Genomic DNA, 24063 nt, shown 5'->3' with positions numbered 1-24063 from the left:
CTGCTTCAACTGATGAATCGATAAATGGCATTGGATGAAAAACCCGTTAGAACACTCGAGTAATAGGCCCCGCTGTCTGGATCTTCTCTCAGGTAGTTCAACCCCTGGATTTCTTCGTAGTAGCACACGCCGTCTGCTCCCAGGCTGGTGTCTGGCCGTCCGTCTTCGAGCAGCCGGGCCATGAAGCCTTTCAGTTGCGGTATCGCGCTGATATGTCTGCCTGCCAGAACAATCCGTCCGGAACTGTCGACAATAGCCGTGAAGTTTACAGGTACGACATTGTCGGGTTCTCTTGACTCGATCAATAAGGTTTCCCCTTGGTTGAAGTCGGGAATACGCTGACCATTTTTGTCTATCTTGCAAATGGCTAAAACACCTCTGCCACGAGCGATGTTTGTACTTCCCCGGTTTCCTGCGCAGACAATATTTCCGGCAGCGTCCGGTAAAAGACTGCTCCAGCTTGAATAAGCGTAATTGCCAAAGTCTGTAAAATATCCATCCGAAGCGAATGTGGTATCCAGCGTTCCGTTTTCATGAAATCTGGCAACAAAGGGAACGCCTGGGTGCGAGCCGCTGATGACAAGCATTCCATTGTCCTGCGCGACTAAACGATAAGGCTTGAACCATATATAACTTCGAGGCTCCATCAGGCCCTGGGTATTGAATGTCGGGTCCGGTTCGCCATCCGGGGTCAGTCTCAAGACGTAAGTACGATGAGTATTTTCAACCAGGTCCCTTACTGTGGTCAGGACCAACAGCTTTCCATCACTCAATACCTTGAGGTCACCGTATTGTTCGTCGGGGAACCGCCATATCTGTGGTTGGGGGAGACGGCTGGCAAGCTGGTGTAATGGCTGCGGCCATTGTGCCGGGTTGGCGGCCAGGGGATACAGTCGCAGCCCGTTACTGCCAAACGCCGGGTCCTTCTGACCATCAGCGGTAAAGCAGGCCAGTACCAGACAACTGACTTGATGGTTTTTGATGGTGATTATGGTATCCAGTCTGGCCAGATACCTGCCGTCGGGCAACAGATCCACATTCAGTAGATAACCGTCGTTTTCGGCGATAGGGTGACTGCGCACATCAACGAAGGCATAACCATTCTGGCCGAAGGTTTTATCAAGACTTTTATCGGGTTTTATTCTGACCAGGCAGGGCGGTTGGATATTGATCTCATCATGGCAGCCTGCAATTAAATATCCATTGGCCACTGGAAGTAATGTCTCAACAGAAAAGTTTCTTTGCGTCTCATTCGGGTTGGGGATGCCGATGGGTGGAAAGCCCGGATCAATTTCACCGGATTTAAACGAAGCAGGGTTGTTCATTGTGTTGTTCCTTGTCAGCGAAAATGTACGTCCATTTATGATCTTTCCAGCAGAGCTGAAACGGTGGAGAAGGCGCTCTGCCTTTTTAATATTAGGTAACTAAGGGTTAAATCATCGCCTCACGTTATATTTATTTGCGACATGAGGTGGATTGTTATTCCACGTCATTCGAGTGAGGGTATAAAATCAATGATGTCGTTATGATTGATTTTTTGGCTACTCATCGGTTTTTTAAGCGTGGACTACTCTGTTTCCTGAGGCTGGGCGCTGGTGTCCCGAGAGGGCTTGCAAATGTAACCATCCTGTGACTTTTGCGCATCCCTTCGTTACCGTGCCCGGAAAACCCTTGGTTACACTTCCCCGAGCGCAAGCACAGACTTGCTCATGCATAACAACAAGAAAGGTCAAATCGATGAATTCAATCTCACGTCTCGCTGCTGTCATTTCTCTCGCCTCGTTGTTCCCTCTGAGCGTTACTGCTGCTGATTCCAAAGGCACTATCGAAGTCGTGCACTGGTGGACGTCCGGTGGCGAAAAGGCCGCTGTCGATGTTCTGAAAGCGCAGGTTGAGAAAGACGGTTTCACCTGGAAGGACGGCGCAATTGCCGGCGGTGGTGGCGCGACTGCCATGACTGTACTCAAGAGCCGTGCAGTCGCGGGTAACCCGCCTGGCGTCGCTCAGATCAAAGGCCCGGACATCCAGGAATGGGGTGCCACCGGCCTGCTCGATACCGATGCGTTGAAGGACGTTTCCAAGGAAGAGAAGTGGGATTCTCTTCTGGACAAGAAAATCTCCGAAACCGTGAAGTTCGAGAACGAATACGTTGCCGTGCCGGTGAACATCCATCGCGTCAACTGGCTGTGGATCAACCCGGAGGTCTTCAAGAAAGCCGGTATAGACAAGGCCCCAACCACTCTTGAAGAGTTCTACGCTGCAGGTGACAAGCTCAAGGCAGCCGGTTTCATCCCGCTGGCCCACGGTGGTCAGCCATGGCAGGACAGCACCGTATTTGAAGCGGTAGTGCTCTCGGTCATGGGTGCTGAAGGTTACAAGAAAGCCCTCGTTGATCTGGATCAGAAGACCCTGACTGGCCCTGAAATGGCCAAATCTCTTACCGAATTCAAGAAAGTCGCCACCTACATGGATGCCAACCGTGCCGGTCGTGACTGGAATATCGCGGCGGCTGACGTCATCAACGGCAAGGCCGGCATGCAGATCATGGGCGACTGGGCCAAGAGCGAGTGGACTGCCGCCAAGAAAGTCGCAGGCAAGGATTACGAGTGCGTAGCCTTCCCGGGCACTGACAAGGCGTTCACCTACAACATCGACTCGCTGGCTGTGTTCAAGCAGAAAGACAAGGGCACCACCGCCGCGCAACAGGACCTTGCCAAGGTCGCGCTGGGTGAAAACTTCCAGCAGGTCTTCAGCATCAACAAAGGCTCCATCCCGGTTCGTAACGACATGCTGGCCAATATGGAAAAGCACGGTTTCGATTCCTGCGCCCAGGCTGCTGCAAAAGATTTCCTGGCTGACTCGAAAACCGGCGGTCTGCAGCCAAGCATGGCCCATAACATGGCGACTACGCTGGCGGTACAAGGCGCATTCTTCGATGTCGTGACCAACTACATCAACGATAAAGATGCCGACCCTGCGGCAACTGCCAAAAAGCTGGGCGCGGCAATCATGTCCGCCCAGTAATGATCGTTACCTGAACCCCAGCCGCAGTCCGTGCTGATGAAACCGTACCCCGGTTTCACACACGCCTGCGGCCTGGATTCGATATTCCGGATTGGATACTCCCGATGAGCTCTGTCGCTGTGTTCAGCAAAGCCTCGCCTCTGGATGCGCTGCAACGCTGGTTGCCCAAGTTGGTACTGGCACCCAGCATGTTCATCGTGCTGGTTGGTTTTTACGGTTACATCCTGTGGACCTTCGTGCTTTCGTTCACCAATTCGACGTTCCTGCCGACCTATAAATGGGTCGGGCTGGCGCAATACATGCGCCTGATGGACAACGACCGCTGGTGGGTGGCGAGCAAGAACCTGCTGATGTTCGGTGGCATGTTCATCGCCATCAGTCTGGTGGTCGGTGTGGTGCTGGCGGTGTTGCTGGACCAGCGCATTCGTCGTGAAGGTGCGATTCGCACCATTTATCTCTACCCGATGGCGCTGTCGATGATCGTCACCGGTACGGCCTGGAAATGGCTGCTCAACCCGGGCCTTGGCCTGGACAAGATGCTGCGCGACTGGGGCTGGGAAGGCTTTCGCCTGGACTGGCTGGTCGATCCGGACCGGGTTGTGTATTGCCTGGTCATCGCGGCGGTCTGGCAGTCTTCCGGGTTTGTCATGGCGCTGTTTCTGGCGGGCCTGCGGGGTGTCGATCAATCGATCATCCGCGCCGCACAGATGGATGGCGCGAGCCTGCCGCTCATCTACTGGCGTGTGATATTGCCCAGCCTGCGTCCGGTGTTCTTCAGTGCCGTGATGATTCTGGCGCACATTGCCATCAAGAGCTTCGACCTGGTGGCGGCGATGACAGCCGGTGGTCCCGGGTATTCGTCCGACCTTCCGGCGATGTTCATGTATTCCTTTACCTTCAGTCGCGGCCAGATGGGCATGGGCTCGGCCAGTGCAATCCTGATGCTTGGCGCGATCCTGGCGATTCTGGTGCCGTACCTGTATTCCGAACTGAGGACAAAACGCCATGAATAATATCGTTGGCAAACCTGGCCTCAGCTTCAGCCGGATCCTGATTCATGCCGTGTTGCTGCTGGCGTGTCTGGTGTATCTGGTGCCGCTGGTGGTCATGCTTCTGACCAGCTTCAAGGCACCCGAAGATATCGGCAGCGGCAACCTCTTGAGCTGGCCGAGCGTGGTCACGGTGATTGGCTGGGTCAAGGCCTGGGATATCGTCGATGGCTACTTCTGGAACTCGATCAAGATCACTATCCCGGCAGTCATCATCTCCACAGCCATCGGTGCCCTGAACGGATATGTGTTGTCGATGTGGCGCTTTCGCGGTTCGCAACTGTTCTTCGGTCTGTTGCTGTTCGGCTGCTTCCTGCCGTTCCAGACGGTCCTGCTGCCGGCGTCCTTCACCCTCGGCAAGATGGGGCTGGCCAGCACCACGACAGGTCTGGTGTTCGTGCATGTGGTCTACGGGCTGGCATTCACCACACTGTTCTTTCGCAACTACTACGTCAGTATTCCGGATGCGCTGGTCAGGGCGGCACGTCTTGACGGTGCGGGCTTCTTCACGATTTTCGGGCGGATCATCCTGCCGATGTCCACGCCCATCGTCATGGTCTGCCTGATCTGGCAATTCACCCAGATATGGAATGACTTCCTGTTTGGTGTGGTGTTTTCCAGTGGCGAGTCCCAGCCCATCACCGTGGCACTGAACAACCTGGTCAACACCAGCACCGGGGCCAAGGAATACAACGTTGATATGGCGGCGGCGATGATCGCCGGGCTGCCGACACTGCTGGTCTACATACTGGCTGGCAAGTATTTCCTGCGTGGGCTCACGGCCGGCGCGGTCAAGGGGTAATCATGGCGACTCTCGAACTACGTAACGTAAACAAGACCTACGGCGCCAACCTGCCGGACACGCTCAAGAACATCGAGCTGAAAATCAATGATGGCGAGTTTCTGATCCTGGTCGGCCCGTCCGGCTGCGGCAAGTCGACGTTGATGAACTGCATCGCCGGTCTTGAGAACATCAGTGGCGGCGCGATCCTGATCGATGACGAAGACGTCAGCGGCACCAGCCCTAAGGATCGTGACATCGCGATGGTGTTCCAGTCCTACGCCCTGTATCCGACCATGAATGTGCGGGAGAACATCGAGTTCGGCCTGAAAATCCGCAAGATGCCGCAAGCTGCCATCGACGAAGAGGTGAGTCGCGTCGCCAAGCTGCTGCAGATCGAGCACCTGCTCAATCGCAAGCCGGGCCAGTTGTCCGGTGGTCAGCAACAGCGTGTGGCTATGGGCCGTGCCCTGGCGCGACGTCCGAAGATCTACCTGTTCGACGAACCGCTGTCCAACCTCGACGCCAAGCTGCGGGTCGAGATGCGCACCGAAATGAAACTGATGCACCAGCGTCTGAAAACCACCACCGTCTACGTCACCCACGACCAGATCGAGGCCATGACCCTGGGCGACAAGGTGGCAGTCATGAAGGACGGGATCGTGCAGCAGTTCGGCACGCCCAAGCAGATCTACAACGATCCGGCCAACCTGTTCGTCGCCAGCTTTATCGGGTCGCCGCCCATGAACTTCATTCCCTTGCGCCTGCAACGCAAGGAAGGCCGCCTGCTGGCCGTGCTCGACAGCGGTCAGGCACGTTGCGAACTGCCTCTGGGCTTGAGCGACGCGGGGCTGGAAGATCGCGAAGTGATCCTGGGGATTCGTCCGGAGCAGATCACCCTGGCGTCTGGCGAGCCAAACGGTCTGCCGACCATTCGCGCCGAGGTGCAGGTCACCGAGCCGACCGGTCCTGACACCCTGGTTTTCGTCACGCTCAATCAGAGCAAGGTCTGCTGCCGTCTGGCGCCAGACGTCGCGCCTCAGGTGAGTGAAAGCCTGACCCTGCAATTCGACCCGGCCAAGGTCCTGCTTTTCGATGCACAGAGCGGCGAGCGCCTGGGTGTCCTGGGAAAGCAGCAAACGGCTGAGCGCGTGGGCAATGTCACGCAAATGATCCGTTAAGCGTTACCGAGCACAGCTGTCGGGTCGAGCGCTGCCATACCGCACGATCCGCCAGTGAACACGAAGCAGTAAGAAAAACGTGCACCAAAGCTAATAACAATAAAACGAGGATTGATGGGATGAAAAAGATCAAGGCTAAATCGCTTTCCCGGTTCCAATTGGTACGCAAACTGTCAGTTGTGGGTGCGATGAGTCTGGCGGGCAGCGTACATGCTGCCGATGCGTTCGACGCCAACTCACCGTGGATGACGGGCGACTGGGGTGGCACACGCACCGAGTTGCTCGACAAGGGGTATGACTTCTCTCTGGAATACGTTTCCGAGATGGCCAGTAACCTCAAGGGTGGCTTTAACGACGACACCACCGGTCGTTACAGTGACCAGTTCGCTTTCGGCTTGAAAGTCGACCTGCAGAAAGCCTTTGGCTGGCAGGATGCAGAATTCAAGCTGGCCATTACCGAACGTAGTGGTCGCAATATCTCCAATGACCGGATCGGCGATCCTCGTGCGGGCACCCTCAGTTCCTCTCAGGAAGTCTGGGGCCGTGGCCAGACCTGGCGTCTGACGCAAATGTGGATCAAACAGAAGTATTTCGATGGCGCCCTGGACGTCAAGGCTGGCCGGTTCGGGCCAGGCGAAGACTTCAACTCCTTCCCGTGCGACTTCCAGAACCTGTCGTTCTGCGGCTCGCAGGTGGGTAACTACGTCAACACCTGGTACAACTGGCCAATCAGCCAGTGGGCCTTGCGCATCAAGTACAACATCACGCCTGAGGTCTATGCCCAGGTCGGTGTGTACGAGCAGAACCCGTCCAACCTCGAAACCGGCAACGGCTTCAAGCTCAGCGGCAGCGGCACCAAGGGCATGATCCTGCCGGTCGAACTGGTCTGGACCCCGACCATCAACTCGCTGCCCGGCGAATACCGTGTCGGTTTCTACAAGAGCACGCCAAGTGCCGACGACGTTTATGAAGGTGCAGACGGTCAGGCTCAGCCGATCTCTGGCGGTGCGTTCAAGTCTCACAGCAGCAAGCATGGCTGGTGGGTCGTGGCTCAGCAGCAGTTGACGGCTCACAACGGCGATTCGTCTCGTGGTCTGAGCATCTTTGCCAACGCCACTGTGCATGACAAGGAAACCAACTTCGTCGACAACTACCAGCAGATCGGCCTGACCTACAAAGGTCCGTTCGATTCGCGTCCAAAGGATGACATCGGTATCGGTATTGCCCGTATCCACGTCAACGACGATGTGCAGGACCGTGTCCGTCTGCAAAACCAGATTAACGGCATCAACGACTACGACAACCCGGGCTACCTGCCGGTACAGGACACCGAGTACAACTCGGAAATCTACTACGGCTTCCATGTCACCAACTGGCTGACTGTGCGTCCTAACCTGCAATACATCAAGCATCCTGGCGGCGTCAGCCAGGTTGACGATGCCATTGTTGCGGGCCTGAAAATCCAGTCGAAGTTCTGATTTCACAAACCGCTCAAGGTCGTGTGTGCTTTACGGGCAGCCTGGCTGCCCGTTTTTTTATGGTCATGAATACCTTTATTTTCAGAGGTGCGGTTGGCGATGTCCCTCACTAACGCGCAGATGCACGAGCACCCTTTACAACGCTTTTTCACCTCCCGACGCGTCAGGCCGACCTTCGAGTGGGATCGCTACCAGTTGCGGGATGTGCTGGTGATCGATCATCCCCAGTGCCAGGCCGTGTTCAGTCGCCAGGGCGGGCAGTTATTGCATTTCCAGCCTCGCGGCCAGAAACCCTGGCTCTGGTGCGCTGCGCAATGGCCGCAGGTTGGCGCCATTCGTGGTGGCGTGCCGGTCTGCTGGCCCTGGTATGGCCGTCATCCCAGTGAAAGCGGCTGGCCTGCCCATGGCTGGGCGCGTCTGCTCAACTGGAAGCTGATCGACAGCGCCGAGAGCGAGGCGGGCGTGACCTTGCACTGGCAGTTGCAGCTCTGGGACTGGCAGGTCGATTTGCATGCCGAACTGGGGCAGGGTATGGAACTGCGCCTGAGTACCCGGCATGAAGACAGCGAGCCCTGCCATTTCAGTCATGGGCTGCATGCTTACTGGCGCATCAGCGATGTGGCGGGCGTCGCGCTGGAGGGGCTGGATGGCGCGCAGGGCTACGACAAGCTCAGTCGGCAGGTCTGCCAGCAGGAAGGCGAACTGCGGGTTGCTGGAGGCTGCCAGCGGGTCTTCGAGCATACCGGCGCCTTGCAGCTTCAGGACAGTGCCTGGAAACGGCGTCTGCACATCGACACCAGCGACAGCCCTAGCACGGTGGTCTGGCATCCTGGCAGCAGGCCGCTATTGGGTGTCTGTGGCAGCGAAGCCAGCGGCTTTGTCCGTGTTGAAGCAACTTCATGTGAGAGCGAACACGGAAGCCTGGAGCCCGGAGAGCAGGCGCAGATCAGGTTGCAGGCCTGCCTGGCGTAGATACGTTGCAGGGTCTGTGGGAGCGGATTCATCCGCGAAGGGTTCGCGAATGAATTCGCTCCTACGGTGTGAGGTCAGCCCTGATCTTCCGCCGGATACCGGCTGTCGTTCAGGCTTTCCTTGATCTTGCGCAGGTGTGGCTGGAAATCCACGCCGCGGCGCAAGGTCATGCCGGTGGCCAATACGTCGAGCACCGTCAACTGAATGATCCGTGACGTCATCGGCATGTAGATATCGGTGTCTTCAGGCAGCGGAATATTAAGGCTCACGGTGCTGGCCTTGGCCAGGGGAGAACCCGCAGCAGTGAGACCCAGTACCGAGGCACCGTTGGCCCGTGCAATGCGTGCCACTTCCACCAGCTCACGGGTGCGTCCGGTGTAGGAAATGATCACGAACAACTCACCGGTATGCGCCACCGAGGCGATCATGCGCTGCATCAGTACGTCCGCATGGGCAGTAACTGCCAGGTTGAAGCGGAAGAACTTGTGCTGGGCATCCAGCGCCACGGGTGCCGAGGCACCCAGGCCGAAGAAGTGGATCTGGCGGGCCTGGATGAGCATGTCCACCGACTTGCTGATCAGCGTCGGGTCCAGTTGCTGACAGGCGCTGTCCAGTGACGCGATGGCGCTGCCGAAAATCTTCTGGGTGTAGGCCTCGGGATTGTCGTCGGCTTCCACTGCCCGGCTGACATAGGCCGCACCGCTGGCCAGGCTTTGCGCCAGTTGCAGTTTCAGCTCGGGGTAACCGCTGACGTTGAACGAACGGCAAAAGCGATTGACCGTCGGCTCGCTGACTTTCGCCGCCTGGGCGAGGGCCGCGATGCTGAGCCGCGTGGCCATCTGCGGGTTGAGCAGGATCACCTCGGCGACCTTGCGTTCAGCCTTGTTCAGCTCTTCGAGCCGGACCTGGATCTGCTCCAGGAGATTTTTTGCGCGGTCCATTTCAAGTCCTTGTCGCGGCTGATTACCAACGGTTTTGTATTAGCTCTTTAGCCTGTAGCAAAGGTGGCCTATCGTACTGGTGGCCTGTGTCGATCACCACTGGAATATGGTTTTAGACAAAATGTTGTGGTTATTACTACATATGGCCTTGAGTAACGCCTTTAAAAAAGGTATTTGTAGCCTAACTTGATAAAAGAACCAACATTATGCCCTCGATTACGGTTGAACCGTGCACTTTTGCCTTGTTTGGCGCCTTGGGCGACCTGGCGGTGCGCAAGCTGTTCCCGGCTCTTTACCAACTCGACCGCGCCGGATTGCTGCATGACGACACCCGGATTCTTGCCCTGGCGCGCGAGCCTGGCACCGAGCAGTCGCACCTGGCGTACATCGAAAAATCCATGCGTCGCTTCATTCCCGAAGCTGAACTGGAAGCGGACAACGTTGAACGTTTCAAGGCACGCCTGAGCTATCTGCACGTGGACTTCCTCAAGGCAGAGGACTATGTCGCGCTGGCCGAGCGTGTCGGCGATGCCGAAACGCTGATCGCCTACTTCGCCACACCTGCATCGGTCTATGGCGCCATCTGCGAGAACCTGGCATCGGCCGGTCTGGCTGATCGCACCCGCGCAGTGTTGGAAAAGCCCATCGGCCATGACTTGGCGTCCTCGCGACGGGTCAATGACGCCGTGGCGCAGTTCTTCCCGGAAAACCGTGTCTACCGGATCGACCACTATCTGGGCAAGGACACGGTGCAGAACCTCATTGCCCTGCGCTTCGCCAACAGCCTGTTCGAGACCCAGTGGAACCAGAATCACATCTCCCACGTGGAAATCACCGTGGCCGAGAAGGTCGGCATCGAAGGCCGTTGGGGCTATTTCGATCAGGCCGGCCAGTTGCGCGACATGATTCAGAACCACTTGCTGCAACTGCTCTGCCTGATCGCCATGGACCCGCCCAGCGACCTGTCGGCCGACAGTATTCGTGACGAGAAGGTCAAGGTGCTCAAGGCACTGGCGCCTTTCACTCCCGAGCGTCTGGCGACCCAGGTGGTGCGTGGCCAGTACACCGCCGGTTACAGCGAAGGCAAGTCGGTGCCCGGCTATCTGGAGGAGGAAAACTCCAATACCCAGAGCGACACCGAAACCTTCGTGGCCCTGCGCGCCGACATCCGCAACTGGCGCTGGTCGGGCACGCCGTTCTACCTGCGTACCGGCAAGCGTATGCCGCAGAAGCTGTCGCAGATCGTGATCCACTTCAAAGAGCCGCCGCACTACATCTTCGCGCCTGAACAGCGTTTGCAGATCAGCAACCGCCTGATTATCCGCCTGCAGCCCGACGAGGGCATTTCCCTGCAAGTGATGACCAAGGATCAGGGGCTGGATAAGGGCATGCAGTTGCGCAGCGGCCCGTTGCAATTGAATTTTTCCGACACCTACCGCAGCGCCCGGGTCCCGGATGCCTATGAGCGGTTGTTGCTGGAAGTGATGCGCGGCAATCAGAACCTGTTTGTTCGCAAAGATGAAATCGAGTACGCGTGGCAGTGGTGCGATCAGTTGATCGCCGGCTGGAAGAAGGCAGGCGATGCGCCCAAGCCTTACGCCGCCGGTTCCTGGGGCCCCATGAGCTCCATTGCCCTGATTACTCGTGACGGGAGGTCGTGGTATGGCGATATGTGATCTTGAGCTGCCAGCAGGGCTGGTGGCACGCGAATTCGATAACCCGCAGCAGCTGGCCGGTGCGCTGGCTGGCAATGTGGCCGAGCGCCTGAACGCTGCCATCGCCGCCAATGGCGTGGCGACCCTGGTGGTGTCTGGTGGGCGTAGCCCGGTGGCGTTTTTCCAGAGCCTGGCTGAAAAGCCGGTGGACTGGTCCAAAGTAGTCATCAGCCTGGCTGACGAACGCTGGGTTCCGGTCGAGCATGCCGACAGCAATGCCGGCCTGCTACAGCGCCACTTGCTGCAAGGCCCGGTGGCCGAGGCGACGTTCATTGGCCTGTACACCCCGGCCGAGAGCCTGGAAGAAGCGGCCTTGGCCGCGGACGAGATTCTGGCGCAACTGCCTGCCATCGATGTGCTGATTCTGGGCATGGGCGACGACGGGCATACCGCGTCCCTGTTCCCCGGCAGTCCGAACCTCGAACAGGCACTGAGCCTGGATGACGAGCGCCGCTGCCTGCCGATGCTGGCCCCCAGCGTGCCTCATCAGCGCCTGACCCTGACTCGCCGTCTGCTGGCTTCGGCGCGTCACCCGATTCTTTCCGTGTCCGGCCAGGCCAAGCTCGACACATTGCGCACGGCGCTGGCGGGCGATGACATCGCTCAGTTGCCGGTCCGTGCCTTCCTCAACTCAACACTTGAGATTTACTGGTGCCCATAAGCAAAGGATCCGTCGCCATGACAACGAACGAAAATAATCAGCCGCGAAACAGCATGGCGAACAAGATTGCCCAGATCGACGAACTCTGCGCCAAGGCCAGAATCCTGCCGGTCATTACCATTGCCCGCGACGAGGATGTCCTGCCGCTGGCCGATGCCCTGGCGGCCGGTGGCCTGACGGCTCTGGAAATCACCTTGCGTTCGGCGTTTGGCCTGAGCGCTATCCGCATCCTGCGCGAGCAGCGCCCCGAATTGTGCGTGGGCGCGGGCACTGTGCTGGATCGCAAGATGCTGGCCGATGCCGAAGCGGCCGGTTCGCAATTCATCGTGACACCCGGCAGCACCCACGATCTGCTGCAAGCGGCAGTGGATAGCCCGCTGCCGATGCTGCCCGGCATCAGCAGTGCTTCGGAAATCATGATCGGTTATGCCCTGGGCTATCGTCGTTTCAAACTGTTCCCGGCTGAGATCAGCGGCGGCGTGGCGGCAATCAAGGCCTTGGGCGGCCCGTTCAACGAAGTACGTTTCTGCCCGACTGGCGGCGTGAATGCCGATAACCTCAAGAGCTACATCGCGCAGCCTAACGTGATGTGCGTGGGCGGCACCTGGATGATCGACAACGCCTGGGTCAAGAATGGCGACTGGGGTCGCATTCAGGAAGCCACGGCAGAAGCGCTGGCGCTGTTCGACTGAATATCTGGCTTCGGGCATCAGGCCCGGGGCCTTCAAAGAAGTTGTTGTTGGTTTGTATGGTTTTTACGGTGCTCCCTGGTCCGGAGCGCCGTTTTTTTTTGCCTGCGTTATCGGAGCCCTTTGCAGCGTCCAAGGAGCGACTTCAGTCGCGAAGAAATTGCCGCGGTCTTGTCCGCAGCGGATCCAGCAGCCCGCTCAGGCCGTTATGGTCGATTTCCTGCATCAATGCGAGCAGGCCGCCCAGTTCGCCTTGAGGGAAGCCTTCACGGGCGAACCAGTTCAGGTAATGGCCAGGCAGGTCGGCAATCAGTCGGCCCTTGTACTTGCCGAAAGGCATTTCACGGGTGACCAGCAGTTTGAGTTTTTCCGGGTTCATGTGTAAGCCATCGATAACGTCATTCCAATGAGAACATACCTGCATTCTGCATGCAGGCAAAAAGACAGTTCATGCAGAAAGAGCGGGTGGTGTATTTGCCTTATCTCCTAAGTCATTGAAATTTATCTATAAAAAATAATGAAAGAAGCTGGCATGGGCTCTGCAATCACTAAGGTCAGCAACATTACTTTCTCCACACTGCCTAGTAAGGATATTGAAATGACCGACGTCAATAAAGAATCCATTGACCTGCTCAACGATCTGATCGAAACCAGCAAAGACGGTCAAAAGGGCTTTGAAACCAGCGCCGAGGACCTGAAAAACCCTTTGCTCAAGAGCTTTTTCCAGACCCGTGCCAGCGAGTGCGGCGTTGCCGTAAGCGAGTTACAGGCTGAAGTCCGGTCGCTGGGTGGCGAGCCGGAAACCAGCTCCAGCGCTGCAGGCTCTCTGCATCGCGTCTGGGTCGACCTCAAGGCCGCACTGACCGGCCAGAGCGACGAGGCGATTCTCAATGAAGTGGAGCGTGGCGAGGACCATGCCCTGGCCGCCTACAAGAAAGCCCTGGAAAAGGCTCAGGAAAAATCTCTGCCTGCCAATGTGGTTGCCCTTGTGCGCAAACAGCTTGACGGCACTCAGCGCAATCACGATAAGGTCAAGTCGCTGCGCGATCAGGTTCGCCGCGCTTCCTGATAGCGGTTTTCAGCAAGCTTGAGGAAAAACGCCAGCCTGTCTGGCGTTTTTCTGTTCAGTCCTGACCGAAACGCCTCTGCTCCACTCGATTGCGCCCATTGTTCTTGGCCTGATAAAGCGCCTTGTCCGCCAGGCCGAACAGGGCTTCGAGTTTATTGCCTTGCTGGACGATTTGCGAGGCGACACCAATGCTGACGGTGATCCGTTGCTGGTCGCAGTTGAACACTGGCATGACCTCGACGGACGCGCGAATCGATTCAGCCAGTGCCATCGCGCCCTGCAGGTCGGTTTCCGGCAGCACCACGACAAACTCTTCGCCACCATAACGGGCCGCAATATCCCCAGGACGACGGATAGTTCGCGAAATGGTGTAGGCGACCTTGCGCAGTGCTTCATCGCCGCCGGGGTGACCATGGCGTTCGTTGAAGGCCTTGAAGTGGTCCACGTCTACCATCAGCAGCGATAAGGGTTTGCCTGAACGTACGGCCCGGGCCCATTCGATGTCCATTGCATCATCGAGCTGACGCCGGTTAGGCAGTCCGGTCAGGCCGTCGGTGGCGGCCAGGCTTGCCAGTTTGTCTTCGGCCTGGTGACGGCGGCGCAGTTCGCGGCACAGCAGAAAGGTCAGCCACATGATCCCGATGCACAGCACGCCGGTGGCGCTGCCCACCAGCCAGACATTGCGCCTCCAGACGGTATAAACCTCCTCTTCGGCCTGACCGATCACCACAATCAACGGCAAATCGCCGACCCTGGAAAAGGTATAGAAACGCATGGCCTTGAGTTGGGATGACATGGCGGTGAAGCTGCCGGTGCCTTCCTGAACGATGCGTTTGAAGTTTTCCGAGGCGCTGTAATCCTTGCCCGTCAGGTCCTGGCCGTCCATCTCGGGGTAGCGGACCAGCATGGTGCCATGGGCTGTGATGATGCTGATGCTGCTGCCCTTGTCCAGGACCTGGCTTTTGAACAGCTCCCTGAAATAGACAAGCCGGATGACGCCACTGGCGACGCCTTCAAACTCGCCATTGGGACCGGACATACGACGGCTGAGGCTGATACACCAGTCCGGATTGCCCGATCGGGTCTTGAACGGACCGTCTACATGAAGGCCTGTAGAAGGGTTTTTCAAGTGGTACTGGAAGTAGGAACGATCTGAAAGGTTATCGTTACGCGGAATGACCGACAGCGAGTCGGCAATAATCTTTCCGTCTTTATCCAGTAGAACCATATCGCCCTTGAAGGGCGCTATTGTGGAGCGATCGAACAGGACAAGTTGCCGCAGTTCTGCCGAAATATCCGTCAGGTCAGGACGCTTCCACGACTTGAGAATGCCTTGCAATGAAGTGTCATACAGCTCGGCATTGCGCAGGACATCGGCATTGATCAGTTGAACGATATTAGAGGCTGTACGGGCCGCCGACGATGTGGCGTCGGCACGCTCGCGAGCCAGCAGAAACGCGACAATGATCAGAATGGCAAGCATCGACAACGAGCTGCCGCCGATCAGCACTTTCTCGGAGCGTGTCCACTTGTAGTTTGCAGATTGCAGAGGTGCAGGAGAATTCATCGCAGCCGTTGTACTTCCAGAGCAGAGCGGTCGAGGCCGGATATATATCACGCTCTTTATGAAAAGATATGAATTAATTCAAGTAAGGGGCGGTTTTTCGGGGCAGTGCCTGGAGTAAGAGTACTTGTTGCGTGTTGTTTGTTGACGTGGTTTTTATGACGCTGGAGTTAGAGCGGTAGATGGATTCCGAAAGTATTGAAACCCTGCTCGCTTTTCACAAAGACCGTGCCACCGTGCATCAGTGCAATGGCCTTGACGATGGCCAGCCCCAGCCCGTGATTCGCGCCGCTGTTACTGCGTGAAGCGTCCACCCGATAAAAGCGCTCGAACAGTCTGTGCAGATGCTCTTGCGATATGGGCGGACCAGGGTTGGCAATGCCGATGCTGACATGCTCGCTGCCGGGTTGAATGTCTACGCGTATCACCTGGCCGGGCGCGGTGTGTTGCACCGCATTGTGCAGCAGATTGATCAGCGCGCGACGCAGGTGGGCTTTCTCGATGGGAACGCTGGCATCACCTTGCACCTGGACTTTGACCTGAGCGTCTTCGAGGATAAAGTCCAGATAATCGAGAGTAGTGGCGACTTCCTGGGCGAGGGAGGCACAGGTCAGTTCGGTGGCTTTGCTGCCCTGGTCGGCGCTGGCCAGGAACAGCATGTCGTTGATGATCGAGCGCAGTCGCTCCAGCTCTTCAAGGTTCGATTGCAGCACCTCGAAGTAATGCTCCGCCGAGCGGCCACGGGTCAGTGCCACCTGGGTCTGGCCAATGAGGTTGGTCAGCGGCGAGCGCAACTCATGGGCCACATCGGCGTTGAACGATTCAAGCCGTGAATAGGCCTGTTCGACACGCTCCAGGGTCGAGTTGAAAGACGTGACGAACTGTTCCAGCTCCGGCGGTAGCGGCGACATGCGCAGGCGACCGGACAAGTGGGGCGGCGACAGTTTGCTGGCTTCCCAGGAAAGACTGGCCAGCGGTCGCAGACCAATACGCGCCACCCAGTAACCCAGCACCGAAGCCAGCACGACGCCGACCACTGCCAGGCTGATAAGGGCAATCAGCAGCGAGTGCTGGGTATGCCAGAACGTCTCTGTGTCGATGGCGGTCATGAAGCGCAACGTGGGGCGCTGGTCCTTGGCCGGGAACTCGCTGACCAGCACTTTGAAAGGATAGGGATGATCGGCCAGCCTGAAGTCGTGCATGCCCAATGGTCCGTGGGCCAGACGGCGTATCTCGGCGTTCGGGTTGCCGTATTCATAGAGCGGATCGTCGCTGACCACCCAGAAGCGGATGCGCTTGTCTTCCTCGCTCAACAGGCTGAGCTTGTTCTTGATCTTGCCCCAGTGCTCGGGGTTGCCGAAGCGACTCACCGCAGACTCCAGCACGCTGTAGCGCGCATCCACCTCGGCTTTGGGCAACAAGTCCAGGCCCTTGTCGACTTGCAGGTACAGGGCCCAGCCGATCAACAGAAAAACCCCGAAGGCGACCAGCGCGAACAGGCCGCTCAGGCGCAAGGCGATGGAGTCAGTCCGCACTGCGGTCCTCCAACACATAGCCCATGCCGCGAATGGTGTGCAGCAGTTTCTGTTCGTGAGGACCATCCAGTTTGGCGCGCAGGCGCTTGATCGCGACTTCGACGACGTTGGCGTCGCTGTCGAAATTGATGTCCCAGACCATCTCGGCAATGGCGGTCTTGGACAGGATTTCGCCCTGACGCCGGGCCAGCACGCTGAGCAGCGAGAACTCCTTGGCGGTCAGTTCCAGGCGCACCCCGGCGCGTGTGGCCTTGCGGCTGATGAGGTCGATCCACAGATCGGCGATGCTGATCTGTACCGGTTCATGGCCGCCGCTGCGCCGGGTCAGGGCTTGCAGGCGGGCGACCAGCTCCAGAAAGGAAAACGGTTTGCCCAGATAGTCGTCGGCCCCTTCGCGCAGGCCGCGAATCCGGTCATCCACCTGCTCGCGTGCGGTCAGCATGATCACCGGCGTCTGCTTTTTTGCCCGCAGGGCGCGCAGCACACCAAAGCCATCGAGGCCCGGCAGCATCACGTCGAGAATGATGACGGCGTATTCGTTTTCCAGAGCCAGGTGCAGCCCTTCGATACCGTCTCGTGCCAGGTCCACGGTATAGCCTTGTTCAGTCAGGCCGCGATGCAGGTAATCCGCTGTTTTCTCTTCGTCTTCGATAATCAGCACGCGCATGGGACGACTCTCACTTGTGGATGGCCAGCGCTGGCGCAGGCTCTGGCTGGCGGCGATGGAACAGCCGCTCCAGTTGCAGATAGATGACCGGCGTGGTGAACAACGTCAGCATCTGGCTGACCAGCAAGCCACCGACCACCGCAATCCCCAGGGGCTGGCGCAGTTCTGCACCGACCCCGAAGCCGAGCATCAGCGGCAAGGCGCCGAGCAGGGCCGCGAGGGTGGTCATGATAATCGGTCGAAAGCGCGTCAGGCAGGCTTCGTAGATCGCCTCTTGTGGCGTCAGGCCTTGTTCGCGCTGGGCTTCGAGGGCGAAGTCCACCAGCAGGATGCCGTTTTTCTTGACGATGCCGATCAGTAGCACCACGCCGATCAGTGCCATGATCGAGAAGTCCTGGCCCATCAACCACAGCAGCAACAGCGCGCCGATGCCTGCCGAGGGCAGGGTGGAAATGATGGTCAGCGGATGGACGAAACTCTCGTAGAGCACGCCCAGAATGATGTACACCGCCACCAGCGCCGCGAGAATCAGCCAGGGCTGGTTGGCCAGCGAACTCTGGAATGCCTGGGCGGCGCCCTGGAAGTTGCCGATGATCGCCGCCGGCATGGCGATTTCTTTTTTGGCCTCATCCAGCATGCGCACCGCATCGCCCAACGCCACGCCCGAGGCAAGGTTGAAGGACAGGTTGGCGGCGGGGAACATGCCGTCATGGCTGATGGACAGCGGCCCCATGGTCGGAGCGCTGACCTTGGCCAGTGCCGACAGCGGCACCATCTCGTTGGTCAGGGGCGAGCGCAGATAGAAATAGTTCAGGCTTTCGGCCTTGCCGCGCTGTTGCGCATCCAGTTCCAGCACCACCTTGTACTGGTTGACCTCGGTCTGGAATTCGCTGATCTGCCGCTGGCCGAAAGCGTCGTAGAGTGCCTGATCGACGTCGGCAGTGGTCAGGCCGAAACGCGAGGCGGCGCTGCGGTCGATTTCGATGTGGGTCACGCTGCCGCCCAGTTGCAGGTCGTTGGATAGGTCGCGAAAGGCCGGGTTGCTGCGCAGTTTTTCGGTCAGGCGCTGGGTCCAGGTGTTGAGCAGGTCGCCATCGTTGCTCTTGAGCACGTATTGATACTGGCTGCGGCTGGGGCCGGAACTGAGGTTGATGTCCTGGCCGGCGCGCAGGTAAAGCACGATGCCGGGGACCTTGGCCAGTTTCGGGCGCAGACGGTCGATGAACTCACTGACCGATACGTCGCGCTGGGCCCGTGGCTTGAGGGAAATCCAGAAGCGGCCGTTGGCGATGGTCTGGTTGCTGCCGCTGACGCCCACCGAATGCGAGAACGCCAGCACCGCCGGATCGGCGCCGACGATCTTCGCCAGTTCCAGGTGTTTTTTCACCATGTCCGGATAGGAAATATCGGCTGCGGCTTCCGTGGTGCCGAGGGCGAACGCGGTGTCCTGAACAGGAAAGAAGCCCTTGGGGATCAACACATAACCGACAACAGCCAGTACCAGCGTCAGGCCGAATACCCCGAGCGTCAGGCGCTGATGCGCCAGGGCCTTGCGCAAGCCGCGTTCATAAAACGCCAGCAGCCGTTCACTAAACCCGGGTTTCTTGTGTTGGTCGTGCTTGGGAGCACGCATGAACATGGCCGCGAGGGTAGGGGCCAGGGTCAGGGATACGACGACTGAAATCAGGATGGTCGCCGTGGCTGTCAGGGCAAACTCCTTGAACAGTCGCCCGACCACACCGCCCATGAACAGCAGCGGAATGAAGGCCGCTACCAGAGAGAAGCTGATCGATACCACCGTGAAGCCGATTTCCCCCGAACCCTTGATCGCCGCTTCGCGCATGCCTTGGCCCGCTTCAAGGTGGCGATGGATGTTCTCCACCACAACGATGGCATCGTCCACCACGAAGCCGACGGCCACCACAATCGCCACCAGGGTCAGGTTGTTCAGGCTGAATCCCATGACGTACATCATCGCGAAGCTGGCAATCAGCGACACGCCCAGTACGCTGCTGACGATAAGGGTGGCGGACAACTGGCGCAGGAACAGCGCCATGACCGCGATCACCAATAGGACGGCGATCAGCAGGGTCAGTTCGACTTCATGCAGCGAGGCGCGGATGGTGCGTGTCCGGTCGTTGAGCACTGAAACGTCCACGGATGCAGGCAGCATTTCCCGCAATCGCGGCAGTTCGCGCTGAACGCGGTCCACGGTATCGACAATGTTGGCGCCTGGCTGGCGGAAGATCGCGATATTGACGCCCTGCTGGTCACCGGACCAGGTTTTGACGTAGGCGTTTTCGGAGCCATTGATGACCCGCGCCACATCCTTGAGATGCACGGGAGCGCCGTCCTTGTAGGAGACGATCAACTGCGCATAGTCCTGGGGCTTGAACAGCTGATCGTTGGCAGACAGTGTGGAAATACTGTCCTTGCCATACAAGGCGCCCTTGGCCAGGTTCAGGCTTGTCTGTTGTACGGACTGGCGTATGTCCGCCAGGGTCAGGCCCAGTGCGGCGAGTTTTTCCGGGGCTGCCTGGATACGGATCGCCGGGCGTTGCTGCCCTGCGATTGCCACTTGACCAACGCCTTCTATCTGGCTGATCTGTCGGGCCAGCAGGGTTTCGGTGATATCGCTCAGTTCGGTGCCGGGCATCAGGCTGGAACTGACGCTCAGGATCAGCACCGGGCTGTCGGCCGGGTTGACCTTGCGCCAGGTCGGCAGGTTCGGCAGGTCGGCGGGCAAACGTCCTGCGGCCGTATTGATGGCGGCCTGCACTTCCTGGGCGGCGGTATCGATGCTTTTGTTGAGGGTGAATTGCAGGGTCAGATTAGTCGAGCCCAGCGCGCTGCTGGAGGTCATCTGGGTCATGCCCGGTATGGCGCTGAACTGCACTTCAAGAGGCGTGGCGACCGAAGAGGCCATGGTTTCCGGGCTTGCGCCGGGAAGCTGGGCGCTGACCTGTATGGTCGGGAATTCGGCTTCCGGCAACGGCGCGATGGGCAGGCGCGGGAAGGCGATGGCCCCCAGCAATACCAGCGCAAACGTCAACAGCAGCGTGGCGACCGGGTGATCAATGCACCAGGCCGAGATCGAGCCCCGACCTCTCATTGCGCGCTCCCTACCTTGAGCAAGGCAGGCTGTGGCGATTCACTCACTACTTCGATCCGCGTCCCTGGCCGGAGTCGCGACTGTCCGTCGATGACCAGCACGTCACCGGCATGGGGGCCGCTGATCAGGGTCAGGTCGCTGTCCTGATAAAGCACCGTGACGGGCACCACTTCGACTTTCTGTTCGCTCGTGACTCGATACACATAATGCTGGTCGATGCCACGCTGTACGACCTGCGGCGGGACCTTCAGCGAGTTGCGTTCGATACCGGTCTGGATCTTGACCGTGACCAGTTGCCCCGGCCAGAGTTTTTCATCGGCATTGTCGAACTGTGCCTTGGCGCGAATGGTGCCGGTGGTGGCCGACACCTGATTATCGATCAAGGCCAGCTTGCCTTCGCCCAGTAGTGTGCCGTTGGCGCCATCGCCCAGGTAGGCCTTGACTGCCGCCGAAGCGGGATTGGCGGTCAGGGTCTGCAAGGTGGGCAGCATCTGTTGCGGCAGGGAAAACTCCACTGCCACCGGGTTTATCTGAGTGACGGAAAACATGCCGGTGGCATCGCTGACGCGTAGAAAGTTGCCTTCATCCACATTGCGAATACCGACCCGGCCAGTCACCGGGGAGCGAATCTGGGTGTGGGAAAGTTGTACCTGTGCGGCATTGATGTTGGCCTGATTTCCCAGCACGGTAGCAGTGAGCTGACGAACCAGAGCCTGTTGCTGGTCGAACGTCTGCCGGGAGATGCCGTTGTCGTCAGTCAGTTGGCGATAACGCTTGAGGTCCACTTGTGCCACATCCAGTTGCGCCTGGCTCTGGGCCAGTTGGGCGCGGGCCTGTTCGAGCGTGGCGCGAATCGAGCGGTCATCCAGGGTTGCCAGCAGGTCGCCAGCTTTTACCGATTGTCCCTCCTTGACCAGCAGCCGGGTCAGGATTCCATCCACCTGCGGGCGAATCACCACACTTTGCAGCGACAGCACCGAACCTATTCCGGTCACGAAGCGCGGCACATCCTCGGCACTGACACTGATCACCTTGACCGGGACGGCGACCAGGGTGTTTGTCTTGGTAACAGCAGGGCGTGTCAGGTTCCAGGCGGCAATCGCGGCAAGCGTTGCTAAGGTGGCCACAGCAATGACGATTCTGGTCTGTTTACGCATGTGAAGGAGGCGCCGGGAGGGTCAAGTGAGAAACCATGAAGTCTGGTGCTCCTTATAGCGGGTAAACCCGGTCAGTAGAATGACTTTTAGCTGTCAGAATTGTCAGCAAGCGACCAGCAGGGAGTCGCAGCATCAAGAAACGCCGGTTTCAGGCGATATCTGTTTCAGGTTGCACGGGAACACGCTTGAATCACTCACAGGTTCTAGAACACGAAGTTATTGCAGTATTACTTGCAGAAAATTCGCGCTCTACATGAGAAATATCCTACAAGCAATGTACGATTTTTCTGGCGGTTAATCCTTTTGTCGACTTAACTAAAACCTGTCGGTTGATCAAGCGGAGTAGAGCCATGAAGCGCGAGGCGTCGGTGTGGAGAAAGTTTGTCGGGGGTGTATCCAGTGCCCGGAAACTGTCTGCTTTTATCAGTGTTTCTGTAGTGTTCTTATCCGCACCCATCATGGCGCAAAGCGAAGGGCTCAGATTTCACGGCAAACTTGTCAATACAGGCTGCACTGTCGAAAGAACTGCCGCCAGAGTGACAGATAGCGATGTTCGTTATTTACAGGTTTCCGGTATCACGGTGCAAGTCCGTGCCGGGCGCGATGCATGCGGCGAGCAGGCCATTCCGTTCACCCTGCACTATCAGCTATTGCCGGTTACTTCATTGCAGGCAGGCATACAGAATCCAGGGAATATCCAGACAGGCTTACTCATACTGACTTATCAATAAGCGCCTTCTTCTCATGAACCGTCATGCCGGGCAGTGTGACGGTTTTTCAGGCTTTGAAAAAAAGCGAATCATGTTTAGCTAAATGCAATCTTTGGTTGAGTGTTTTGCTCTGTCTTTCTGCGCAGTCCCCGGTCCGTATGGCGTGTAGGCTATTTTTAATTTTTCCTACAGAAACGTCATGCAATTCAAGTTGGTCTATCTCCTGTTTCAAAGTCATTAGCCTGACAGCGGCTTAAAAGTCCGGGACCTATAGTGCTCGCCGTCCGATAGTGGGCACACACGAAATAACACAAGGAATGTCGTTGGTATGAAAAAGCTTTCTCTCACATTGGCTGTTATGGGCGTTCTGGGCTTGGGTGCTGCGGGCATGGCTAACGCCGCCAACAACGGTAAGTTGATATTCAATGGAACACTGACCAATATTTCCTGTGATGTTGCTCCAGGCACGGGTGTCAGCCCGGGCACCAATCCTGGCGAAATCAATGTCGATCTTGGAAATGTATCGTTTTCCGATATCGGTCTTTCGAGTGAAAGCAAACTCGAAACGGCCATGCCTATTCAACTGCTGGTCAACTGCAGTGCCGGTGCCGATCAGTACAACATGGTGAAAATGCGTTTTACAGCCCGCAATGGCAGTGGCCTGGATAACAACGATCCGAAACTGTTGCGCACCACCGGTGCGGCAGACGGTGTCGGTATTGGTCTGCTCAACGCATCCAATGTACTCATGGACCTGAGTGGTAATGAAACCATCGACAACACCCTGGTGAAGGATGGTGCGGGTGGTGCGACGGCAGAAATCAACTTCGGCGCCGTCTATGTACTCAATGGCACACCGACCAATCCGGGTAATGCCGATGGTTTCATGCCTTTCGTGCTGGACTACGAGTAATGAAACGGCAGGGTGAGCATTGCTCGCCCTGCCTCATGCCGAACTCAATGCGAATGCCACCATGTTATTTACCTCTTTTCGCTCTGCCGTCGTTCTTGCGGTGGGGTTGTGGATGTCGGCCGTCGAGGCGGGCATTGTGCTCAATACCACGCGGGTCATTTATCAGGGCGGTGACAAGGAAGCCAGTTTTGCTGTGCAGAACAGCGGCGGCGGAGAGATTCTTCTCCAGTCCTGGCTGGAAGCGCCGGCCCGCGCAGATAACGTCACTGCGAACCTGCCTTTTGTCGTGGCTCCGGCACTTGCCCGCATGGCAGGCGGCAGTCGGCAATTGTTGCGCATCATCTATGCCGGATCAGGCTTGCCGGAGGATCGGGAGTCGGTGCTCTGGCTCAATGTGCAGGAAATTCCCCAGACGGCCTCGGAAAATACCCTGCAGATTGCGATACGCCAGCGCATCAAGGTGTTCTTTCGACCTCAGGGCCTGAAGGGCGATCCGACGGCTGCACCGGAAATGTTGCGCTGGCGGCTGCTCAAGGGCGATGTGCTGGAGGTCGAGAATCCGGGGCCTTACCACGTCTCGATGCTCAAGCTGGCCACCCGCCAGGGAGGCAAGGAACTGGCAAGTCTTGAAAGCCAGATGCTTTCGCCGGGCCAGAACCTGCGCCTGACACTGATGCACAAGTCTGGCAATGGGCCGGTGGCGTTGAGTTTTATCAGCATCAATGACTTCGGTGGGCAAGTTCCTTATCAAGCGACTCTCAATGGAGAGCAAGTTACGTTGGCCACTAAAACCCGATAGCGATAACTCTCCAAATATTAGCCTGGACGCTTTTATTGATTCTCAA

General features: G+C 57.9%; 21 protein-coding genes. 13 read left to right on the top strand and 8 right to left on the bottom strand.

The window, feature by feature from the left end:
- Window positions 1–5: 5 nt before the first annotated feature.
- Window positions 6–1325 (bottom strand): hypothetical protein, encoded by a 1320-nt coding sequence (locus K5D32_RS17710; RefSeq protein WP_221601262.1) that lies wholly within the window; start codon window positions 1323–1325, stop codon window positions 6–8.
- Between the two features lie 412 nt (window positions 1326–1737).
- On the opposite strand from K5D32_RS17710, the gene K5D32_RS17705 reads away from it, so the two are divergent.
- From K5D32_RS17705 to K5D32_RS17680, 6 genes are all read left to right on the top strand, one after another.
- The gene (locus K5D32_RS17705) at window positions 1738–3024 is read left to right on the top strand and encodes an ABC transporter substrate-binding protein (RefSeq protein WP_221601260.1); all 1287 of its coding nucleotides are present in this window, start codon (window positions 1738–1740) and stop codon (window positions 3022–3024) included.
- 104 nt (window positions 3025–3128) lie between these two features.
- The gene (locus K5D32_RS17700; RefSeq protein ID WP_221578095.1) at window positions 3129–4037 is read left to right on the top strand and encodes a carbohydrate ABC transporter permease; all 909 of its coding nucleotides are present in this window, start codon (window positions 3129–3131) and stop codon (window positions 4035–4037) included.
- Window positions 4030–4875 carry a carbohydrate ABC transporter permease gene (locus K5D32_RS17695; protein ID WP_221578096.1) on the top strand — a complete coding sequence of 282 codons (846 nt, stop codon included), beginning with the start codon at window positions 4030–4032 and terminating at the stop codon, window positions 4873–4875. The genes K5D32_RS17700 and K5D32_RS17695 overlap by 8 nt, the downstream gene beginning before the upstream one ends.
- 2 nt (window positions 4876–4877) lie before the next feature.
- Window positions 4878–6035, top strand: coding sequence for an ABC transporter ATP-binding protein (locus tag K5D32_RS17690; RefSeq protein WP_216705008.1), 1158 nt, complete (start codon window positions 4878–4880; stop codon window positions 6033–6035).
- A 119-nt stretch (window positions 6036–6154) separates the two neighbouring features.
- A complete protein-coding gene (locus tag K5D32_RS17685; RefSeq protein ID WP_221540708.1) occupies window positions 6155–7513 on the top strand; it encodes a carbohydrate porin in 1359 nt (452 codons plus the stop codon).
- A gap of 120 nt (window positions 7514–7633) precedes the next feature.
- The gene (locus K5D32_RS17680) at window positions 7634–8485 is read left to right on the top strand and encodes a D-hexose-6-phosphate mutarotase (RefSeq protein WP_038400209.1); all 852 of its coding nucleotides are present in this window, start codon (window positions 7634–7636) and stop codon (window positions 8483–8485) included.
- Window positions 8486–8559: 74 nt separating this feature from the next.
- Here K5D32_RS17680 and K5D32_RS17675 read toward each other — a convergent pair whose 3' ends face one another.
- Window positions 8560–9426, bottom strand: a complete 867-nt coding sequence (locus K5D32_RS17675) for a MurR/RpiR family transcriptional regulator (RefSeq protein WP_025258773.1) — start codon at window positions 9424–9426, stop codon at window positions 8560–8562.
- Window positions 9427–9632: 206 nt separating this feature from the next.
- Between K5D32_RS17675 and zwf the strand changes: the two genes are divergently transcribed.
- From zwf to K5D32_RS17660, 3 genes are read left to right on the top strand one after another with little or no spacing between them, the layout of a single operon-like run.
- Window positions 9633–11102 (top strand): glucose-6-phosphate dehydrogenase, encoded by a 1470-nt coding sequence (zwf, locus tag K5D32_RS17670; RefSeq protein WP_025258774.1) that lies wholly within the window; start codon window positions 9633–9635, stop codon window positions 11100–11102.
- Window positions 11089–11802: a 6-phosphogluconolactonase gene (gene pgl / locus K5D32_RS17665; protein WP_221601258.1), complete on the top strand. Its 714-nt coding sequence runs from the start codon at window positions 11089–11091 to the stop codon at window positions 11800–11802. The genes zwf and pgl overlap by 14 nt, the downstream gene beginning before the upstream one ends.
- A gap of 17 nt (window positions 11803–11819) precedes the next feature.
- Complete coding sequence (locus tag K5D32_RS17660) at window positions 11820–12494, top strand: bifunctional 4-hydroxy-2-oxoglutarate aldolase/2-dehydro-3-deoxy-phosphogluconate aldolase (protein WP_025258776.1); 675 nt, start codon at window positions 11820–11822, stop codon at window positions 12492–12494.
- Between the two features lie 142 nt (window positions 12495–12636).
- On the opposite strand, the gene K5D32_RS17655 is transcribed toward K5D32_RS17660, so the two are convergent.
- Window positions 12637–12870 carry a DUF3820 family protein gene (locus K5D32_RS17655; protein WP_221527165.1) on the bottom strand — a complete coding sequence of 78 codons (234 nt, stop codon included), beginning with the start codon at window positions 12868–12870 and terminating at the stop codon, window positions 12637–12639.
- Window positions 12871–13089: 219 nt separating this feature from the next.
- Here K5D32_RS17655 and K5D32_RS17650 point away from each other — a divergent pair, with 219 nt between their 5' ends.
- Window positions 13090–13560, top strand: a complete 471-nt coding sequence (locus tag K5D32_RS17650; protein ID WP_221527164.1) for a PA2169 family four-helix-bundle protein — start codon at window positions 13090–13092, stop codon at window positions 13558–13560.
- A gap of 55 nt (window positions 13561–13615) precedes the next feature.
- Here K5D32_RS17650 and K5D32_RS17645 read toward each other — a convergent pair whose 3' ends face one another.
- The 5 genes from K5D32_RS17645 to K5D32_RS17625 form a co-directional block, all read right to left on the bottom strand.
- Complete coding sequence (locus K5D32_RS17645; protein ID WP_221540703.1) at window positions 13616–15127, bottom strand: sensor domain-containing diguanylate cyclase; 1512 nt, start codon at window positions 15125–15127, stop codon at window positions 13616–13618.
- Window positions 15128–15294: 167 nt separating this feature from the next.
- Window positions 15295–16659, bottom strand: a complete 1365-nt coding sequence (locus K5D32_RS17640; protein ID WP_221578101.1) for a heavy metal sensor histidine kinase — start codon at window positions 16657–16659, stop codon at window positions 15295–15297.
- A complete protein-coding gene (locus tag K5D32_RS17635; protein ID WP_221540699.1) occupies window positions 16649–17326 on the bottom strand; it encodes a heavy metal response regulator transcription factor in 678 nt (225 codons plus the stop codon). The genes K5D32_RS17640 and K5D32_RS17635 overlap by 11 nt, the downstream gene beginning before the upstream one ends.
- A gap of 10 nt (window positions 17327–17336) precedes the next feature.
- On the bottom strand, window positions 17337–20438 hold the full coding sequence (locus K5D32_RS17630; protein ID WP_221601256.1) for a multidrug efflux RND transporter permease subunit: 3102 nt from the start codon (window positions 20436–20438) through the stop codon (window positions 17337–17339).
- The gene (locus K5D32_RS17625; RefSeq protein ID WP_221601254.1) at window positions 20435–21595 is read right to left on the bottom strand and encodes an efflux RND transporter periplasmic adaptor subunit; all 1161 of its coding nucleotides are present in this window, start codon (window positions 21593–21595) and stop codon (window positions 20435–20437) included. The genes K5D32_RS17630 and K5D32_RS17625 overlap by 4 nt, the downstream gene beginning before the upstream one ends.
- 350 nt (window positions 21596–21945) lie before the next feature.
- Here K5D32_RS17625 and K5D32_RS17620 point away from each other — a divergent pair, with 350 nt between their 5' ends.
- The 3 genes from K5D32_RS17620 to K5D32_RS17610 all read left to right on the top strand — a co-directional run bounded on the left by K5D32_RS17620 (window position 21946) and on the right by K5D32_RS17610 (window position 24017).
- Window positions 21946–22326, top strand: a complete 381-nt coding sequence (locus K5D32_RS17620; protein ID WP_221578104.1) for a hypothetical protein — start codon at window positions 21946–21948, stop codon at window positions 22324–22326.
- A gap of 307 nt (window positions 22327–22633) precedes the next feature.
- Window positions 22634–23218, top strand: a complete 585-nt coding sequence (locus tag K5D32_RS17615; protein ID WP_025258785.1) for a fimbrial protein — start codon at window positions 22634–22636, stop codon at window positions 23216–23218.
- A gap of 61 nt (window positions 23219–23279) precedes the next feature.
- Entirely contained in the window at window positions 23280–24017 is a 738-nt protein-coding gene (locus K5D32_RS17610) for a molecular chaperone (RefSeq protein WP_025258786.1), read from the top strand.
- Window positions 24018–24063: the final 46 nt, after the last annotated feature.

This window comes from Pseudomonas cichorii (assembly GCF_019719005.1).
Taxonomy (GTDB): domain Bacteria; phylum Pseudomonadota; class Gammaproteobacteria; order Pseudomonadales; family Pseudomonadaceae; genus Aquipseudomonas; species Aquipseudomonas cichorii_E.
Note: the sequence above shows the minus strand (reverse complement) of the source record. Positions and strands in the feature narration are given on the sequence as shown.

Coding starts and splice junctions, on each gene's coding strand:
- K5D32_RS17610 (WP_025258786.1), top strand. CDS start 23,280: ATGTTATTTACCTCTTTTCGCTCTGCCGTCGTTCTTGCGGTGGGGTTG.
- K5D32_RS17635 (WP_221540699.1), bottom strand. CDS start 17,326: ATGCGCGTGCTGATTATCGAAGACGAAGAGAAAACAGCGGATTACCTG.
- K5D32_RS17660 (WP_025258776.1), top strand. CDS start 11,820: ATGACAACGAACGAAAATAATCAGCCGCGAAACAGCATGGCGAACAAG.
- K5D32_RS17710 (WP_221601262.1), bottom strand. CDS start 1,325: ATGAACAACCCTGCTTCGTTTAAATCCGGTGAAATTGATCCGGGCTTT.
- K5D32_RS17695 (WP_221578096.1), top strand. CDS start 4,030: ATGAATAATATCGTTGGCAAACCTGGCCTCAGCTTCAGCCGGATCCTG.
- K5D32_RS17690 (WP_216705008.1), top strand. CDS start 4,878: ATGGCGACTCTCGAACTACGTAACGTAAACAAGACCTACGGCGCCAAC.
- K5D32_RS17645 (WP_221540703.1), bottom strand. CDS start 15,127: ATGAATTCTCCTGCACCTCTGCAATCTGCAAACTACAAGTGGACACGC.
- K5D32_RS17680 (WP_038400209.1), top strand. CDS start 7,634: ATGCACGAGCACCCTTTACAACGCTTTTTCACCTCCCGACGCGTCAGG.
- K5D32_RS17630 (WP_221601256.1), bottom strand. CDS start 20,438: ATGAGAGGTCGGGGCTCGATCTCGGCCTGGTGCATTGATCACCCGGTC.
- K5D32_RS17675 (WP_025258773.1), bottom strand. CDS start 9,426: ATGGACCGCGCAAAAAATCTCCTGGAGCAGATCCAGGTCCGGCTCGAA.
- K5D32_RS17650 (WP_221527164.1), top strand. CDS start 13,090: ATGACCGACGTCAATAAAGAATCCATTGACCTGCTCAACGATCTGATC.
- K5D32_RS17625 (WP_221601254.1), bottom strand. CDS start 21,595: ATGCGTAAACAGACCAGAATCGTCATTGCTGTGGCCACCTTAGCAACG.
- K5D32_RS17620 (WP_221578104.1), top strand. CDS start 21,946: ATGAAGCGCGAGGCGTCGGTGTGGAGAAAGTTTGTCGGGGGTGTATCC.
- K5D32_RS17615 (WP_025258785.1), top strand. CDS start 22,634: ATGAAAAAGCTTTCTCTCACATTGGCTGTTATGGGCGTTCTGGGCTTG.
- K5D32_RS17685 (WP_221540708.1), top strand. CDS start 6,155: ATGAAAAAGATCAAGGCTAAATCGCTTTCCCGGTTCCAATTGGTACGC.
- K5D32_RS17655 (WP_221527165.1), bottom strand. CDS start 12,870: ATGAACCCGGAAAAACTCAAACTGCTGGTCACCCGTGAAATGCCTTTC.
- pgl (WP_221601258.1), top strand. CDS start 11,089: ATGGCGATATGTGATCTTGAGCTGCCAGCAGGGCTGGTGGCACGCGAA.
- zwf (WP_025258774.1), top strand. CDS start 9,633: ATGCCCTCGATTACGGTTGAACCGTGCACTTTTGCCTTGTTTGGCGCC.
- K5D32_RS17700 (WP_221578095.1), top strand. CDS start 3,129: ATGAGCTCTGTCGCTGTGTTCAGCAAAGCCTCGCCTCTGGATGCGCTG.
- K5D32_RS17705 (WP_221601260.1), top strand. CDS start 1,738: ATGAATTCAATCTCACGTCTCGCTGCTGTCATTTCTCTCGCCTCGTTG.